General features: G+C 67.1%; 19 protein-coding genes and 3 pseudogenes. 11 read left to right on the forward strand and 11 right to left on the reverse strand.

Annotation, left to right across the window (positions count from 1 at the left end):
- Positions 1–13 precede the first annotated feature (13 nt).
- The 3 genes from QOC69_RS33385 to QOC69_RS33395 are packed head-to-tail and all read left to right on the forward strand — an operon-like array spanning position 14 to position 1535.
- Positions 14–163, forward strand: a complete 150-nt coding sequence (locus tag QOC69_RS33385) for a hypothetical protein (RefSeq protein WP_526446770.1) — start codon at positions 14–16, stop codon at positions 161–163.
- Positions 164–198: 35 nt separating this feature from the next.
- A complete protein-coding gene (locus QOC69_RS33390) occupies positions 199–1164 on the forward strand; it encodes an alpha/beta hydrolase (RefSeq protein WP_526446771.1) in 966 nt (321 codons plus the stop codon).
- A gap of 2 nt (positions 1165–1166) precedes the next feature.
- A complete protein-coding gene (locus QOC69_RS33395) occupies positions 1167–1535 on the forward strand; it encodes a YdeI/OmpD-associated family protein (RefSeq protein ID WP_526446772.1) in 369 nt (122 codons plus the stop codon).
- Here QOC69_RS33395 and QOC69_RS33400 read toward each other — a convergent pair.
- A complete protein-coding gene (locus QOC69_RS33400; protein WP_526446773.1) occupies positions 1532–2566 on the reverse strand; it encodes a helix-turn-helix transcriptional regulator in 1035 nt (344 codons plus the stop codon). The two genes, QOC69_RS33395 and QOC69_RS33400, sit on opposite strands and share 4 nt — an antisense overlap.
- Before the next feature lie 72 nt (positions 2567–2638).
- Here QOC69_RS33400 and QOC69_RS33405 point away from each other — a divergent pair, with 72 nt between their 5' ends.
- Together QOC69_RS33405 and QOC69_RS33410 are read left to right on the forward strand one after the other, a co-directional pair.
- Entirely contained in the window at positions 2639–4018 is a 1380-nt protein-coding gene (locus tag QOC69_RS33405; protein WP_526446774.1) for a cytochrome P450, read from the forward strand.
- Complete coding sequence (locus QOC69_RS33410) at positions 4015–5490, forward strand: flavin-containing monooxygenase (RefSeq protein WP_526446775.1); 1476 nt, start codon at positions 4015–4017, stop codon at positions 5488–5490. Before QOC69_RS33405 ends, QOC69_RS33410 begins: the two co-directional genes overlap by 4 nt.
- Before the next feature lie 18 nt (positions 5491–5508).
- On the opposite strand, the gene QOC69_RS33415 is transcribed toward QOC69_RS33410, so the two are convergent.
- From QOC69_RS33415 to QOC69_RS33425, 3 genes and pseudogenes are all read right to left on the reverse strand, one after another.
- A complete protein-coding gene (locus QOC69_RS33415; protein WP_526446776.1) occupies positions 5509–5631 on the reverse strand; it encodes a hypothetical protein in 123 nt (40 codons plus the stop codon).
- Positions 5632–5655: 24 nt separating this feature from the next.
- Positions 5656–6090 (reverse strand): annotated as a pseudogene (locus tag QOC69_RS33420) (FAD-binding protein); the annotation flags it as partial.
- A pseudogene (locus tag QOC69_RS33425) lies at positions 6084–7148 on the reverse strand (FAD-binding protein); the annotation flags it as partial. The pseudogenes QOC69_RS33425 and QOC69_RS33420, both read right to left, overlap by 7 nt.
- A gap of 26 nt (positions 7149–7174) precedes the next feature.
- On the opposite strand from QOC69_RS33425, the gene QOC69_RS33430 reads away from it, so the two are divergent.
- The 3 genes and pseudogenes from QOC69_RS33430 to QOC69_RS33440 form a co-directional block, all read left to right on the forward strand.
- A complete protein-coding gene (locus tag QOC69_RS33430) occupies positions 7175–7405 on the forward strand; it encodes a winged helix DNA-binding protein (protein WP_526446777.1) in 231 nt (76 codons plus the stop codon).
- On the forward strand, positions 7393–7632 hold the full coding sequence (locus QOC69_RS33435; protein WP_526446778.1) for a winged helix DNA-binding protein: 240 nt from the start codon (positions 7393–7395) through the stop codon (positions 7630–7632). The genes QOC69_RS33430 and QOC69_RS33435 overlap by 13 nt, the downstream gene beginning before the upstream one ends.
- A gap of 38 nt (positions 7633–7670) precedes the next feature.
- A pseudogene (locus QOC69_RS33440) lies at positions 7671–7743 on the forward strand (hypothetical protein); the annotation flags it as partial.
- Between the two features lie 19 nt (positions 7744–7762).
- Here QOC69_RS33440 and QOC69_RS33445 read toward each other — a convergent pair.
- The 7 genes from QOC69_RS33445 to mihF all read right to left on the reverse strand — a co-directional run bounded on the left by QOC69_RS33445 (position 7763) and on the right by mihF (position 13553).
- Positions 7763–8524, reverse strand: a complete 762-nt coding sequence (locus QOC69_RS33445) for an SDR family NAD(P)-dependent oxidoreductase (RefSeq protein WP_526446779.1) — start codon at positions 8522–8524, stop codon at positions 7763–7765.
- Positions 8525–8553: 29 nt separating this feature from the next.
- Positions 8554–9567 (reverse strand): acetamidase/formamidase family protein, encoded by a 1014-nt coding sequence (locus tag QOC69_RS33450; RefSeq protein ID WP_526446780.1) that lies wholly within the window; start codon positions 9565–9567, stop codon positions 8554–8556.
- 78 nt (positions 9568–9645) lie between these two features.
- On the reverse strand, positions 9646–10854 hold the full coding sequence (metK, locus tag QOC69_RS33455; RefSeq protein ID WP_526446781.1) for a methionine adenosyltransferase: 1209 nt from the start codon (positions 10852–10854) through the stop codon (positions 9646–9648).
- A gap of 145 nt (positions 10855–10999) precedes the next feature.
- On the reverse strand, positions 11000–12253 hold the full coding sequence (gene coaBC / locus QOC69_RS33460) for a bifunctional phosphopantothenoylcysteine decarboxylase/phosphopantothenate--cysteine ligase CoaBC (RefSeq protein WP_526446782.1): 1254 nt from the start codon (positions 12251–12253) through the stop codon (positions 11000–11002).
- Positions 12254–12274: 21 nt separating this feature from the next.
- On the reverse strand, positions 12275–12568 hold the full coding sequence (gene rpoZ / locus QOC69_RS33465; protein ID WP_526446783.1) for a DNA-directed RNA polymerase subunit omega: 294 nt from the start codon (positions 12566–12568) through the stop codon (positions 12275–12277).
- 78 nt (positions 12569–12646) lie between these two features.
- Positions 12647–13201, reverse strand: a complete 555-nt coding sequence (gene gmk / locus QOC69_RS33470; protein WP_526446784.1) for a guanylate kinase — start codon at positions 13199–13201, stop codon at positions 12647–12649.
- A gap of 28 nt (positions 13202–13229) precedes the next feature.
- Positions 13230–13553 carry an integration host factor, actinobacterial type gene (gene mihF / locus QOC69_RS33475; protein WP_184433511.1) on the reverse strand — a complete coding sequence of 108 codons (324 nt, stop codon included), beginning with the start codon at positions 13551–13553 and terminating at the stop codon, positions 13230–13232.
- A gap of 523 nt (positions 13554–14076) precedes the next feature.
- On the opposite strand from mihF, the gene QOC69_RS33480 reads away from it, so the two are divergent.
- The 3 genes from QOC69_RS33480 (at position 14077) to QOC69_RS33490 (ending at position 15604) form a co-directional block, all read left to right on the forward strand.
- Positions 14077–14643, forward strand: coding sequence for a hypothetical protein (locus tag QOC69_RS33480; protein WP_526446785.1), 567 nt, complete (start codon positions 14077–14079; stop codon positions 14641–14643).
- Between the two features lie 119 nt (positions 14644–14762).
- Positions 14763–15143, forward strand: a complete 381-nt coding sequence (locus QOC69_RS33485; RefSeq protein WP_526446786.1) for a DUF4345 family protein — start codon at positions 14763–14765, stop codon at positions 15141–15143.
- 137 nt (positions 15144–15280) lie between these two features.
- Positions 15281–15604, forward strand: a complete 324-nt coding sequence (locus QOC69_RS33490; RefSeq protein ID WP_526446787.1) for a hypothetical protein — start codon at positions 15281–15283, stop codon at positions 15602–15604.
- Positions 15605–15629 lie beyond the last annotated feature (25 nt).

Below are 15629 nucleotides of genomic sequence, written 5' to 3' on the forward strand. Positions count from 1 at the left end.
TTCGGTCGACATCGTGCACGCGTTGGCCGTCGACAGGTTCGTGGTCGACGACTTCGCCATGACGGGTACCGCCGTGTGGGCGGCACGCGACGACGGAAAGCTGCTGTGCAACTGGGTGGAACGCGCCTCGTTCGAGCTTTACCAGCGGCTGAGGAACCAGTAGACCCACCCATTGCGCACCGCGCTAACGTGAGGCCCATGACGGATACCTCGACGACGCGGCCAGAGATCGACCCGATTCTCAAGACACTGTTGGAGGCGGTGCCGCTGGAGTTCACCATCGACGACGGTGTCGAGGTGGCCCGCGAGAGAATGCGTGCGATGACGCCGCCGTCGGAGATGTCGCCGGACATGCGGATCGAGGAACGCACCGTCGGGTATGGCGAGTTGGCCGACATTCCGGTGCGCATCTACTGGCCGCCCATCGAGGCACATCAGAACCTGCCGATCGTGGTCTTCTATCACGGCGGCGGCTGGGCGATCGGCGATCTGGACACCCACGATCTCTTGGCACGAACACATGCGATCGGCGCCGAGGCCATCGTCGTGTCGGTCGACTACCGGCTCGCCCCCGAACATCCGTTCCCGGCAGGCGTCGAGGACGCCTGGGCCGCGCTGCGCTGGGTCGGCGAGCACGCCGCCGAACTCGGCGGTGATCCTGCCCGCATCGCGGTGGCCGGCGACTCGGCTGGCGGCAACCTGTCGGCCGTGATGGCGCTGCGGGCGCGCGATGCCGGCGGTCCGCCCCTGGTGTTCCAGCTGCTCTGGTACCCGTCCGCGGTCGGTGACCAATCGGCACCCTCGTTCACCGAGAACGCCGACGCACCGATGCTTACCCGTGACGTCATCGACGCCTTCCTGACGTGGTACCTGCCGGGGGTGGACGCCAGCGATCCCACGTCGTTGCCGATCGATGTCGCCCCCGCGAATGCGGCCACGCTGGCGGGCCTGCCGCCGGCGTTCATCGGTACCGCCGAGCACGACCCGCTGCGCGACGATGGCGGCCGCTACGCCGAAATGCTCTCCGCTGCAGGCGTTCCCGTGGAACGGAGCAACGAGCCCACGATGGTGCACGGATACGCCAGCCTCGCGCTCGCCTCTCCTGCGGCCGCCGAGGCCACCAACCGGGGGCTGGCGGCGCTGCGGGCCGCGCTGCACCCGTAGCCGTGGCGGACACCGAACGGTTCGTCCTCGACGTGCGGTCCCCGGCCCAGTGGGAGCAGTGGCTGGAGGTCAACCACGACACGGTGACCGAGGTGTGGCTGCGACTGTTCAACAAGGGCGCGGGCGACGTGCCACTGCCCTACGCCGAAGCGGTCGAGATCGCGCTGTGCTTCGGCTGGATCGACAGCCTGGCACGCGGTCACGACGAGGTCTCGCGCATCCAGCGGTTCAGCCCGCGCAAGCCCAAGAGCGCCTGGTCGAAGTCCAATGTCGAACGGGTGCAACGACTCTTGGCCAGCGGGCGGATGCGCGAGGCGGGGCAATTCCAGATCGATGCCGCCAAGGCGGACGGTCGGTGGCCGGAGCATTAACCGCTACGCGGGTAGGCCCTCGGGGGCACGCCGTGCCAGCGCTTGAACGCATGGCAGAACGTCGAGGTGTCGGTGTAGCCCAACCGCTTCGACACCTGCTCCACCGTCAGACCGACGTTGCACAGCAGGTCGACGGCCAGCGTCGAGCGGGCCTCGTTCAGCAGCGCCCGGAAGGACGTGCCCTCCTCGGCCAGCTGCCGCCGCAGCGTTCGCGGATGCACGTCCAGCTCCGCGGCCATCTCCGGCAGCGTCGGGAACCGGCCGGATTCCCGAAACAGCTTGGAGCGCACCACCGCGGTAATGCCGCGCCGTTGCTCGTTGCGCTGCATCAGCACGTCGCACTGCGCGATGCACATCTGCAGTGTGTGGCTAACCGCTTGTGGCAGTGGCTCGTCGAACATCGCGCGCGGAAAGTGCATACGGTTGTGCGCACGGCCGAACTCTCTACTCACGACCGGCAGGAGCTCCATCAGCGGCGCGACGACCTCCTTGTCGAGGGTTGCCTCGACGATCAGCTGGTCGGCATACCGGGCAACGACCGGAAGGGCGAATTCGCTGACCGTCGTGACGATGCTGGCGACATCACGCTCGAGGAAGAAGCCGCGCACATCGGCAGGCAGATGATCGACCTCGAACTCCAATAGGCAGCTTTCGGCTCCCTCGAACAGCTTGATCTCGATGTTCAGCATAGTCAGCGAGAAATATCGCATCGACACGTCGAAGAGCTCACGGAACGTCGCACACGACATCGACGCGAAACCAAACAAGCCGAGATGGGTCAATCGGAACCTGCTGCCCACGTCGATGCCGAGCCCGGCGGGGTCCGGAAGCGCGGCCAGAAGCCTGCGCACCGCGACGATCTCATCCGACGCCGCCACCACCGCTTCGGGATCATTGAGGTCACCCGGCCCGATCCCCGTGCCCGCGAGGATGTCGGATGTCGCGACTCCGCGCTCGTTGGCGACCTCGCACAGCACGCGGGTCGTGTAGACCGGACGCCGCAGATCGGGCGACCACGTCGTCGATGCCATGTGTCCTAAACTCCCAACTCTCTGTCCCATAGTCCCATTCCGACGCCGCCGCGGGGCTCATACGCTCGATTCATGGCGGCACCGGCGGCGCGACTGAGCACCTGGACCATGACGCGCGAGGCGATCACCATCGGTTTCGATGCCGATCGCGGCTTCCTGGCCCGGGCACGTCAGCACGACGTCACCCGATTCCGGTGCGGTGGAAGGCGTTTCGTATCGATCACCCACCCCGACTACATCGATCACGTCCTGCACACCGCCCGGCTGCGTTACGTCAAGTCCAACGAATACGAGCCCATCCGGGCGGCCGCGGGCATCAACTTGCTGACTGATGAGGGCTACTCCTGGGCCGCGCATCGGACCAGCCTGAATCCCACGTTCGCGCGGCGCCACCTCAACGAACTGGTGGACCTGATGATCGACCCGATCGAACGGATCACCGACGACCTCGCCGACCGGGGTGACGACGTCGAGTTCGACATGCACGCGACGATGGTCGAAACGACGCTGCGGGTCGTCGCGAATGCGCTGTTCAGCCAGGACTTCGGCCCGATCGTGCAGAGCATGAAGGACCTCACCACCCGCGGCCTGCGGCGCACGGAGCGGCTCTCCAGAATCGGACTTCTGGGGCTCCTGCCACGACCGGTCTACAACGCGATGACCTGGAGCACGTTCTCGGGAATCCCCCTGCCACCGCCATTACGGGAAGGACAGAAGATCGTGTTGACGTTGGATACCGCCGTCAACGACGTGCTCGACGACCGCATCGCGCATCCGACCGAATCCGCCGACCTGCTCAACGTCCTGTTCCAGGCCGACAACGGGACGTGGCCGCGCAAACGGATCCGCGACGAGGCACTGACCTTCATGCTCGCCGGCCACGAGACCACGGCGAACGCGATGTCGTGGCTTTGGTATCTGCTGACTCAGAACCCCCACGCGCGGGACCGGATGCTCGCAGAGATCGACGACGTGCTCGATCGTCGTCGGCCCACCGCCTCCGACTTGGCCGAGCTGCCATGGACCACTGCCTGCGTACAGGAGTCGCAGCGCTACTACTCCGCCGTATGGATGATCGGGCGCAAGGCCGTCGAACACGACGACATCGACGGGCACCACATCCGCCCGGGCACCACGGTGCTCGTCCCCGTCCACGAGATCCACCACGACGCGCGCTGGTGGCCGGACCCAGAGGAATTCGATCCGGCCCGATTTTTGGGCGATGCGGCCAAACAGCGGCCGCGGTCGGCATATCTTCCATTCGGGGGCGGACGGCGGATCTGCATCGGGCAGAGCTTCGCATTGATGGAGATGGTGCTGATGGCGGCGATCATGAGTCAGCGGTTCACCTTCGACCTGGTGCCGGGACATCCCGTCGAACTCGAGGCAACACTGACGCTGCGGCCCAAGCACGGGGTGCAGGTCGTTGGACGACGGAGGACTCATTCGTGACCGACTTCCACACCATCATCGTCGGCGCCGGGTTCTCCGGCATCGGCGCAGGCATTCAACTCGACCGGGACGGACTCGGCGACTACCTGATCATCGAGGCAGGCGAAGAGCCTGGCGGAACGTGGTACTGGAACACCTATCCCGGTATCGCCGTGGACATTCCGTCGTTCTCCTACCAGTTCTCGTTCGAACAGAGTGCGGACTGGTCCCGCTCCTACGCCCCTGGCCGCGAGCTCAAGGCCTACGCCGACCGCTGCGTCGACAAGTACGGTCTGCGACGCAAGATCCGGTTCGGAACCAAGGTGACGGCTGCGGTGTTCGACGACGAATCCGATTCCTGGCGCATCGATCTGGATACCGGGGAGTCGCTGACGGCACGGTTCCTGATCAATGCCAGCGGAGTCCTGACCGTGCCGAACCTGCCCGACATCGACGGTGTCGACAGCTTCGCCGGGATCACCATGCACACCGCACGGTGGGACCACTCGCAGGATCTGTCGGGCAAGCGCGTCGCGATCATCGGCACCGGCGCATCGGCGGTTCAGGTGATCCCCGAGATCGCCCCGATCGTCGAGCGGCTCACGGTGTTTCAGCGGACCCCGATCTGGTGCATGCCGAAGCTGGACGTGCCGCTGCCCGCTCCCGCGCGCTGGGCGATGCGCATACCCGGCGGCAAGATGATCCAGCGGCTGATCAGCCAGGCATACGTCGAACTGACGTTCACGCTCGCCGCCCAGTACTACACCGTGTTCCCGTTGGCCCACCGCGCCGAACGAATGTGCAAGGCGTATCTGCGCAAGCAGGTCAACGACCCAGAGGTGCGCGACAAACTCACACCTCGCTACGCCGTCGGCTGCAAGCGTCCGGGATTCCACAACACCTACCTCGCGACGTACAACCGCGACAACGTGGAGCTTGTCACCGAGCCGATCGACAAGATCACCGGGTCCGGCGTGGCGACCACCGACGGAGCCACCCGCGACGTCGACGTGCTGATCCTGGCCACCGGCTTCAAGGTGATGGACGTCGACAGCATTCCGACGTTCCCGGTCACCGGGTCGGGCGGGCGGTCGCTGGCCAAGTTCTGGTCCGAGCAGCGCCTTCAGGCGTACGAGGGCGTGAGTGTCCCCGGCTTCCCCAACTTCTTCACCGTGATGGGCCCGTACGGCTACGTCGGCTCGTCGTACTTCGCCCTGATCGAAACGCAGACCCACCACATCATTCGGTGCCTGAAGAGGGCCTCGTCCGAGTCCGCGACCCGAGTCGAAGTATCGCAGGAAGCAAACGACCGGTTCTTCGCCGAGATGATGCGCAAGCGGCACCGCCAGATCTTCTGGCAGGACAGCTGCAGCTTGGCCAACAGTTACTACTTCGATCAGAACGGCGACGTGCCGTTGCGCCCCACCTCCACGCCTGAGGCGATCTGGCGCAGCAGACGGTTCCCGCTCGAGGACTACCAGTTCACGGCGTAGGACTTCGGGGACGGACGATCAGCCGTGGCTGCCGCGCGACCGGGCGATGCCCACGTCCGTGGACATGGCCTCCACGGCGAGGAACGCGAACGTCATCGCCGGAGCCAGCGTGCCGCCTGCCCCCGGATAGGAGCCACCCATCACGCTGGAGGTGACGTTGCCCGCCGCGTAGAGGCCCGTGATGGGCGCCCCGTCGCCGCCCAGAACGCGGCCCGCGGCGTCGGTGCGCAGGCCGGCCTTGGTGCCCAGGTCACCCGGCACCACCTGAACGGCGTAGAACGGCGCCTTCTCGATCGGCCCGAGCGACGGGTTCGGGGTGACGCGCCGGTCTGAGTAGTGCAGGTCGTTGAGCGTGGACCCACGCCCGAAGTCCAGATCGTGACCCTGGCGGGCGAATCCATTGAATCGCTCGATGCTCTCGGCGAGGTTCGCGGCGGGAATGCCGATCTCGGTCGCCAGCGCCTCGAGCGTGTCGGCCTTGTGCAGCCACCCGTTGCCGGTGGCAGTCGTTCGGGCACCCTGCGGTCTGGCTGCAACATGCCCGGCTTCACCGGCCCGATCGGAAACTTCTTGCGGTACTTGGCGTCGAAGATCATCCAGGCCGGCACGGCCTTGCCGTTCTTGGCCTGCGCCTCGTACATCGTCTTGCCGACGTTGTTGTAGTTGCTGGCCTCGTTGACGAAGCGTCGGCCATCACGATCCACGAAAATGCCGTACGGCAGGCTCTTTTCGATCACCAGCACCCAGGCGGTCGGCTCCCCCGGCGGCACCACCGCAGGCGACCACCAGCAGTTGTGCATCATCTCCGTGTCGAGGCAGGCGCCTGCCTGCTCGGCGAGCGTCAGCCCGTCGCCGGTGTTGCCGACATGACCGACCGTCCACCCGGCGTCGACGGGATGGTGCTGATAGCGCTGGCGCATCGCGTCGTTGCGCTCGAACCCGCCGGTGGCGAGCAGTACGCCGGCGCGGGCCAGGATCCGCTCTCCGGTACCCAGTTCGACGCCGACCACCCGACCGTCATCGGTGAGCAGTCGTCGTACCGCGGTGCCGAGGTGCAGCGGCACCCCCCTTGCCGTCAGCTCGGCGCGCAGCCGGGCCGTCAGCGCCTGCCCCAGGGTCAGATAGGGGTCCCGGCCATGCCACCGCCTGCGGGACCGGCTGCGCAATGCGTAGTGCCAAAGTCCCCGCAGGAGGCCAAGTTTGGGCTTGACGCCTGGTTGCAGCAGGGCACGCGCCTCGGCCAGGCGCATCATGAACCGGTCGAAGATCAACTCGCCCGGATAACACGGATGCAGGGTGGCGAAGTCCTCGCCGAGCAGGTTGCCGTCGAACGGCAGCGGCTCGAGCGCGCGGCCGCCGGGTTTGGCACCCGGCTGGTCGGTGTCGTAGTCCGGATACTCCCGCATCGGTTCGAACCGCACCCCCGTCTCGCTCTCGAAGGTCGAGATCATCCGATTCGCCCCGTCGAGGAAGGCGCGACGCTGCGCGGCGGCAACCTTGCCCTCGGTGACCGCCTCCAGGTAGGCCCAGGCGTCCTCGTCGGAATCGGCGATGCCGACCTCACCCATCCACGCCGGTCGGCCGGACGAGGCTGGTTGCCGCCCGCGACCGCGCCGCCTCGGTAGGGTTGGGCTCGATCGAAGGCGGCCATGCCGCATCCCCCGAGCGGCGCGCAATCCAGGCAATGATGGCAGTCCAGCGAGACGACGAGTACGAGCCCTCCGTGGCCCACCTGCCGTGGGAGCTCAAGCGCGCCGAACGAGCCGCGGCGAGGTTGCTCGACGCGAAGCTGCGCGGCACCGGCCTGACCAAGTCGCAGTTCGGCGTGATCCAGGCGTTGGCCCACATGCGCAAGGCCTCGTCCGCGGAGCTCGCCCGCACCGTGTTCGCACGCCGCAGGCCATGGTCGGGCTGATCACCACGCTCGAGCGCAAGGGCTACATCGAACGCAGCCAGTCGGAGGTCTCCGCCCGGATCATCGACGCACGGTTGACCGCGGCGGGCCGAGCGGCGTGGCGGCGCGCATCGGCCAGGCTCGCCGAGATCGACGACCTGCTCACCGACGAGTTCAGCCAGGCCGAGGTGGTGCGGCTCAGCCGGTTCCTCACGCGGCTCAGCGAGACGCTGAACGTCGACGAATGAGTCCGCAGGAGGCAACCGGGTTCAAGGTGATGGACACCGGCAACGTGCCGCTGCGGCCGACGACCACGGTGGAGGCGTACGCGTAGCCGGCGGTTCCCGATCGAGGACTACGGGTTCACCGCGTCGCCCGTCAGAACTGCACGCCGCGGGTCAGTGCGCCGTCGACAACGAGGTTGGTGCCGGTGATGAAGCTCGCCGCCGAACTGCTCAGGAAGACAACGGCGTTGGCGACTTCCTCGGGGGTCGCCATTCGGCCCGTCGGGTTGAGTCCGAGGGCGGTCTGGAACAGCGCCGGGTCGTTCTCCTCGATCGACGGCCACACCCCGCCGGGGAAGTAGGTGTTTCCGGGGCTGACCGTGTTCGCCCGTACTCCCTTGCCGGCGAGGTTGTACGCAAGTCCCTGGGTGTAGTGGATGATCGCGGCCTTCATCGTGCCGTACGGGCCGGACGCGAAGTCGATCTCGCGGCCGGACACACTCGAGATCGTGACGATCGAGCCCGAGCCGCAAGCCAGCAGATGCGGCAACGCCGCGTCCACCAGACCCACCGTGCCCATCAGGTCGACGTCGAAGCTGGTGTGCCAGTTCTCCCGGTTGTCCGGAATGGCGAGGGCGCTGACGTTCGCGACCACGCCGTCGATGCCCCCGAGGGCGTTCGCGCTGCCGTTCACCCAATCCGTCAATCCCGCAGCATCACCGACGTCGACGGCCGTTCCGATCGCGGTGGCACCCTCGGCCGTCAGCTCGGACTCAGTGGCGGCTACGGCGTCCGACGTGCGGGCGCAGTAGGCGACCGCGGCACCCTCGGCCAGCAGTCCGTCGACCACCGCCCGGCCGATACCCCGAGTGCCTCCCGTCACCAGGAATCGCTTACCGGTCAATCCGAGTTCCATGCCGTCCCCGTTCCGCGTCAGTGGGTCTGTCAGTAGGAAATGGCGCCCAACGAGCGTGCGACGGTGCGCATCTCGTCATGGATTCCGCCGTACACCCGAACCCGCGGCAGCAGCCGCTTGTCGATCTTGGTCACGGCGCTGTAGTTGGTGTCCACCACGTTCGCGATGGGAACCTGCGAAATCTGAGTCAGCAACTGATAGGCGTCGAGACGGTCCAGTCCGTAGAGCTCGCCCAGCCAGCCGATCATCTCGACCTGGCCGGCCCGCCACGCCTCTTCGAGCGGTCGGCCGGAACCGATGCACATCAGGTGGGTATCGCTTTCGATCCTGGGCCACGCCGGCCCGCCACCCTTGATCAGATCGACGATCGCGGTGACGTTCATGGCGCCTTCGACCGCCGTGCCGCACGATTCGCCTTCGCCCTGCCGATAGTGGCCGTCACCGAGGGAGAACAGCGCGCCGTCGACGTTCACTCGCAGATAACAGGTTGCGCCGGGCGCCATTTCGGGCGTGTCCATGTTGCCGCCGAAGTAGTCCGGCACCAGCGAGGTGCGTACCTCGCGGCGCGCCGGGGCCACGCCGACCGTACCGAGCATGGGGTTGGCGGGAAGGCTCAGCTCGAACTCACTGCCCAGCGCGGAGAAGCCCAGCGTCTCGGTGACCGAATCGTATTCGTAGATCCAGGTGCGCTCGGGCAGCGCGGGTTGCAGTGTCGGGCTGGCCGGGATGCTGGTGAGGCCGCCGAAGAACGGGATCAGCGTCGAGGCGCCCCAGCTCCGCGCCGGCGTCAGATCGACCAGGTGGATGGCTAGCGTGTCCCCCGGCTCGGCACCGTCGATCCAGAACGGACCGGTTTGGGGATTGAGATCTTCGGTGTCCAGAGCGACGCTGGCGACGTCGTCCTTGCTGGTGATCCGGCCGCCGAAGGCGTCCTCGGTCCACAGCGTCAGAATCGTGCCGGGACTGATGCGCCGCACCGCAGCGGCCCCGCCGAAGGTGTAGGTCAGCTGGTCGACCGTCGGCAAGAACGTCACGTGTTCCATGGCCATCATCCTGCTGGAATCTCCGTGCCGCCGCGCCCCGAAGCGGCTACTGCCCAGGACCAGTGGACGCAGGAGGAACTACACCGAGGCCTTTAGGTCGTCGACCTTGTTGGTCCGCTCCCACGGCAGGTCGATGTCGGTGCGGCCGAAGTGGCCGTACGCCGCGGTCTGCGCGTAGATCGGGCGCAGCAGGTCCAGGTCACGAACAATGGCGCCCGGCCGCAGATCGAACACCGACGTGATGGCCTTCTCGATGCGGGCCGGGTCGACGGTCTCGCTGCCGAAGGTCTCGACGAACAGGCCGACAGGGGCCGCCTTGCCGATCGCGTAGGCCACCTGCACCTCGACGCGCTCGGCCAGGCCGGCCGCGACGACGTTCTTGGCCACCCAGCGCATCGCGTACGCGGCGGACCGGTCCACCTTGGACGGATCCTTGCCGGAGAACGCGCCGCCGCCGTGGCGGGCCCAGCCGCCGTAGGTGTCGACGATGATCTTGCGGCCGGTCAGGCCCGCGTCACCCATCGGGCCGCCGAGGACGAACTTGCCCGTCGGGTTGACGAGCAGCCTGAAGTCGGACGTGTCCAGGGTGTCGTGGTTCAGGTCGGCAAGGACGGTGTTGACGACCTTCTCGCGAATGTCAGGCGCCAGCCCGGATTCCAGGTCGATGCCGTCGGCGTGCTGCGTCGAGAGAACGACCGTGTCGAGGCGCACCGGGGTGGTGCCGTCGTACTGCACGGTCACCTGGGTCTTGCCGTCTGGCCGCAGGTAGTCCAGCACGCCGTTCTTGCGGACCTCGGTCAGCCGGCGCGCCAGCCGGTGCGCCAGCGCGATCGGCAGGGGCATCAGCTCGGGGGTGTCCTTGATGGCGTAGCCGAACATCAGGCCCTGGTCGCCTGCGCCCTGGAGGTCGAGCGGGTCCGCGGCACCCTCGACGCGGGTCTCGTGGGCGGTGTCGACGCCCTGGGCGATATCGGGTGACTGCGCGCCGATGCCGATGTTGACCCCGCACGTCTCGCCGTCGAAGCCCTTCTCCGACGAGTCGTAGCCGATCTCGAGAATGCGCGCACGCACCGTCTTGGGGATGTCGGCGAACGCCTCCTTGGCAGAGGTCGTCACCTCGCCGACGACGTGCACCTGACCGGTGGTGACGAGTGTCTCGACCGCGACACGGGACTTGGGATCCTGCGCAAGCAGCGCATCGAGCACCGAGTCGCTGATGGCGTCACAGATCTTGTCGGGGTGCCCCTCGGTTACCGACTCACTGGTAAACAGCCGACCTTTGCTCACGGTGTCATCCTTCCCGAACAACTTAGTTAAGCGAATTATATCTGTGGTCTGATGTCGCCGCCGGCGCGGCTCCGTGCCCCGACGCAGCAAAGCGTGTGCGCACGTCTTGCGCAACCCTTAGACGCAACGTGTCGCGTGTGACGCGTCACCCATCCCGGCTGCGGAGGAAGGCCGCGATCGCGTCCACGATACGACTGGCCATCAATGTCTTCGAACCGTGCTCCAGTGCGGCCTCGTTGCCGTCGGCCGCAAGCAGCCACCCATCATTGTTGTCCACCTCGAACGCGCGGCCATCGCCGACGGCGTTCACGACGAGGAGATCGCAGCCCTTGCGCTGCAGTTTCGCCCTGGCGTGGAACAGCACGTCGCCGTTGGCGTCCCCCGTCTCCGCGGCGAATCCCACGATTGCGCGCATGTTGGGGAGCTGGCCGTCGGTGCGCGCCCGCACCGTCCCGGCCAGCACGTCGTCGGTGCGGCTCAGTTCGATGGGGGCGTCGGCTGTGGAGTCCGCGGTCTTCTTGATCTTGCTGGTGGCGACGTGGGTGGGGCGGAAATCGGCGACCGCCGCGGCCATCACCAACACGTTTGCGCCGGGGGCGTGCTTGGACACCGCGTCCTGCAACTGGCTCGCGGACCCGATGTGAATCACCTCGACGCCCGCGGGGTCGACCAGGCCGGCCGTATTGCCTGCGACCAACGTCACATCGGCGCCGCGCTGCGCCGCGACGCGCGCCACGGCGTACCCCTGTTTGCCCGAGCTGCGGTTGCCGATGAAGCGCACGGGGTCGATGGGCTCACGCGTACCGCCTGCGGTGACGAGCACCTTGACGCCCGCCATGTCGTGGGGCAGGGCGTCGGGACGCTCAAGCAGCAGCCGGGCCAAGGTGGTGATCTCCTCGGGCTCGGGCAGCCGGCCCGCGCCGCTGTCGGCGCCGGTGAGCCTGCCGGAGGCCGGCTCGAGTACGACCGCACCGCGACGGCGCAGCGTTGCGACGTTCTCGACGGTGGCCGGGTGAAACCACATCTCGGTGTGCATCGCGGGCGCGAACAGCACCGGACATCGCGCGGTCAGCAGCGTGGCGGTCAGCAGGTCGTCGCCACGGCCCGCGACAGCGCGCGACAGCAGATCGGCGGTGGCGGGCGCGACCACGACCAGGTCTGCGTCCTGGCCGATGCGGACGTGCGGAACCTCGTTGACGTCCTCGAACACCCCGGTGCGGACGGGCTGACCCGACAACGCCTCGAAGGTGGCGGCTCCGACGAACTTCAGAGCCGATTCGGTGGGGACCACGCGGACGTGGTGGCCGGCTTCGGTGAGCTGCCGGACGACCGAGCACGCCTTGTACGCGGCGATGCCTCCGGCGACGCCGACAACGATCCGCTTGCGGTCCGTACTCACGTGCTCGGGCGGCCTGCTCGACTACTCGCCTTCGGTGTGTTCGAGCAGGTCGCCGTGGATCTCGCGCATCGCGATCGACAGGGGCTTCTCCTGCAGGCCCGGCTCGACCAGCGGGCCGACGTACTCGAGGATGCCGTCGCCGAGCTGGTTGTAGTAATCGTTGATCTGACGCGCCCGCTTGGCTGCGAAGATGACCAGCGCGTACTTGCTCGACGCGCGATCGAGCAGCTCGTCGATCGGCGGATTGGTGATGCCCAGCGGGGTGTCGTAGGCGTTGGCGGCGTCGGAGTCTGGGCTCTCGACTGGGGTTGTCACGAAGAAATCTCCTGGCGTTTTCACTTGAGGGCTAGCTAGCTGTCGGGTCGATTCGCGCCGGGTTCGGAGCACAATCTTTTAACGGCCCACCAGCAACGATACCAATTCCGCGCACGCGGACTCCAATTGGCTGTTGACGACCACCTTGTCGAAGGTGTGTTGAGCGGCAAGTTCGGCCTTCGCGGTGTCGAGCCGGCGGGTCATCACCTCGGGGCTTTCGGTCCCACGACCGACCAAACGGGCCTCCAAGGCGGCCCAGCTGGGCGGGGCGAGGAAGACGCTGACCGCCGTGGGCATGGCAGCCTTCACGGACCGGGCACCAGCGAGGTCGACCTCGATGAGCACGGGAAATCCCGCGCGGGCGGCCATTCGGATGGGTTCGGCGGGCGTACCGGATCGGTGTAGGCCACCGTGGATCTCAGCCCATTCGAGCAGCTCACCGTCGTCGATGAGCTGCTGGAATCGTTCGGCCGAGACGAACGAGTAGTCGACTCCGTCCACTTCGCCCGGGCGGGGCGCCCTAGTGGTGGCGGAGACGCTGAAGTGCAGGTCGGGAACCCGGTCGCGCAGGCACCGCACGACCGTCGACTTCCCGACGGCAGAGGGACCGGACAGCACGACAATTCGACTCATCGCAACCGCCGTCCGGTCCCAGCCGGCGCTAGTCGGCCGTGAAGTCGAACTTTTCCAGCAGGGCCTTGCGCTGACGATCGCCGAGGCCGCGCAAGCGGCGGGTCGGAGCGATCTCCAGCTCGGTCATGATTTCCTGCGCCTTGACCTTGCCCACCTTGGGCAACGCTTCCAGCAGTGCGGAAACCTTCATCTTGCCCAAGACCTCGTTGGTCTCAGCGTCCTTGAGGACCTGCTTGAGGTTGGTGCCGCCGCGCTTGAGCCGATCTTTGAGCTCGGCTCGCAGTCGACGTGCGGCAGCAGCCTTCTCCAACGCTGCCGCGCGCTGTTCGTCGGTCAACTGGGGAAGGGCCACGGTTTCCTCCGTCTCATCGCCGTCAATCTCTTGTCTTGACTGGTAGGAGAACCAGCCAGCGACGACGACCGTACCCACGCTGGCTGACGAAAGCTAACCCCACCCCCCGGTTTGGGCGTTAAAAGTCCAGCGTGTAGGGAGAACGTTCCGGGGCCCGACTACGCCGTCACCGGCCCGATTTGGCCCCGTTTGCGCCCCGCTGGCCATCGATGTGCCTGCATATCAACGGTTTTGACCGACTCAGCCCGGCCTCGCCGCCGGGCCAGGCATCCCACAGGTGCCCCCGGAGCGCACAACCGGCCCGCTGGTTGAGAAATTTTCGCTGGTCACGGCGAGTCGGGCGTGTCGGCACGGTCTCCGCGCACTGGTACAACGCCACTTCCGTCACTTGAGTTACACCTGTCACTTCAGCCACCTCTATGGCCACTCATACGCAGTAAAAAGCTCGCGCACAGGTTGCCTGCATAGCGTTCGGCTGTCGGGTTGATCAAGGGCTTCCGAATGCCTCGAAAGGAAAGTGGCCATGCATCTCAAGCGCGTGACCTGTGCCTCCGCGATCGCCATCGGCGTCGGTGTCTCCGCACTGACCGCCGGGGTCGGCCTCGCCGGCGCGCAGCCGGGCCCGCCGCCGTGCGGGCCCCAGGGCGGTACCTGCCAGGGCCCAGGTGGACCAGGTGGAGCAGGCGGCCCGGGTGGGCCCGGTGGGCCCGGTGGCCAGCAGCCTCCGCCGGACCGCGGCGGACCCGGCGGACCCGGCGGGCCTCCCGATGGGCCCAGCGGCCCTCCAGGCGGGCCTGGAGGGCCGGACGACGGGCGTGGTGGACCGGGTGGCTTCAACGGCCCCGGTGGGCCCGGCGGACCTGGCGGATTCAACGGCCCCGGTGGGCCGGACGACGGGCGCGGTGGACCGGGCAGCCCGGGCGGGCCGAACTGGGGTCCGCCGCCGCCAGACCTCGCCTGGCGTGGGCTGGACCAGGGCCGGTACGACCACCAACCGTTCAACTACAACGGCAGCTGGGTGCAGCCGATCTTCAATCCCGACTTCAACAACTGGGGATTCTGGTTCTTCGGCATCTGGATTCCGCTGTGACGGCCTGATCGGATCCAGCGACGTGCGGCCGGTGATGGCGACATCACCGGCCGCATTTCGTTGCCACCGCGCCACCGAACAACTACAGTGCGTAGTAGACGAGTAGGGCGGTGGACGCGATGCGGCGAACGACCCAGATCCTGGTAACGGTCATCGGTCTCGCGACAGTCGGCATCGCCTTGGTGCACCTCGTCCTCGGCGGTGCGGCCGTGATCGGCGGCAGCTCGCTCAACGCCAGCGCTGAAGGTGAGCACCGCTTCTTCGCCGCACTCTTCCTCTGCTACGGCCTCGCGTTCCTGTGGTGCGTGCCCGGCATCGAGGCGAAGCGTCGACCGCTCAATCTGCTCGCCGCGGTGTTCCTGTTCTGCGGTCTGGCCCGGTTGGTGTCGATCGCGATCTCCGGACCACCCAACGCGTTCTACTCGGCCATGTTGGTGGTCGAACTGGCAACGCCCTTCGCAATGTTCTTCGCGACCTCCCGGCTGCCGCAATCGCCCTGAGAGCAAACGGTTTTCGATCCGTTATCGGATCCACAGCCCGCACCCATCGCGGCCACAGGGCCAACCTACTTCCGCCCCTTAACGTCTTGGGTGTGAGGCGAACTCGCGCCCACGGGACGAGAAGTGGAGAGACACTGATGACCTTCAAGCGAGCCATGTACGCGTCGACGCTGGCAGCCGGAGTCGGACTCGCCGGGTTGTTCGGCGTCGGCCTCGGCACGGCGTCCGCGGATCCAGGACCGCAGTGCAACGCGCCGAACAGGCCGCCCTGCGGACAGGATCAGCACGACAACCGCGGCGGGCCCGGTCCCGCCCCCCTCGACTGGGGCCACCGCGGCATCGACCAAGGGCGCAACGACCACCAGCCGTTCAACTGGTACGGCCAGCAGGTCAATCCGGTGTTCGACGGGGGCCACAACGGCTGGGGCTTCTGGTTCCTCGGCCAGTGGATTCCGCTGTAAGCCACGGGGAAGTAGCGCGGCGGGT

Source organism: Mycobacterium sp. (assembly GCF_032162105.1).
Classification (GTDB): domain Bacteria; phylum Actinomycetota; class Actinomycetes; order Mycobacteriales; family Mycobacteriaceae; genus Mycobacterium.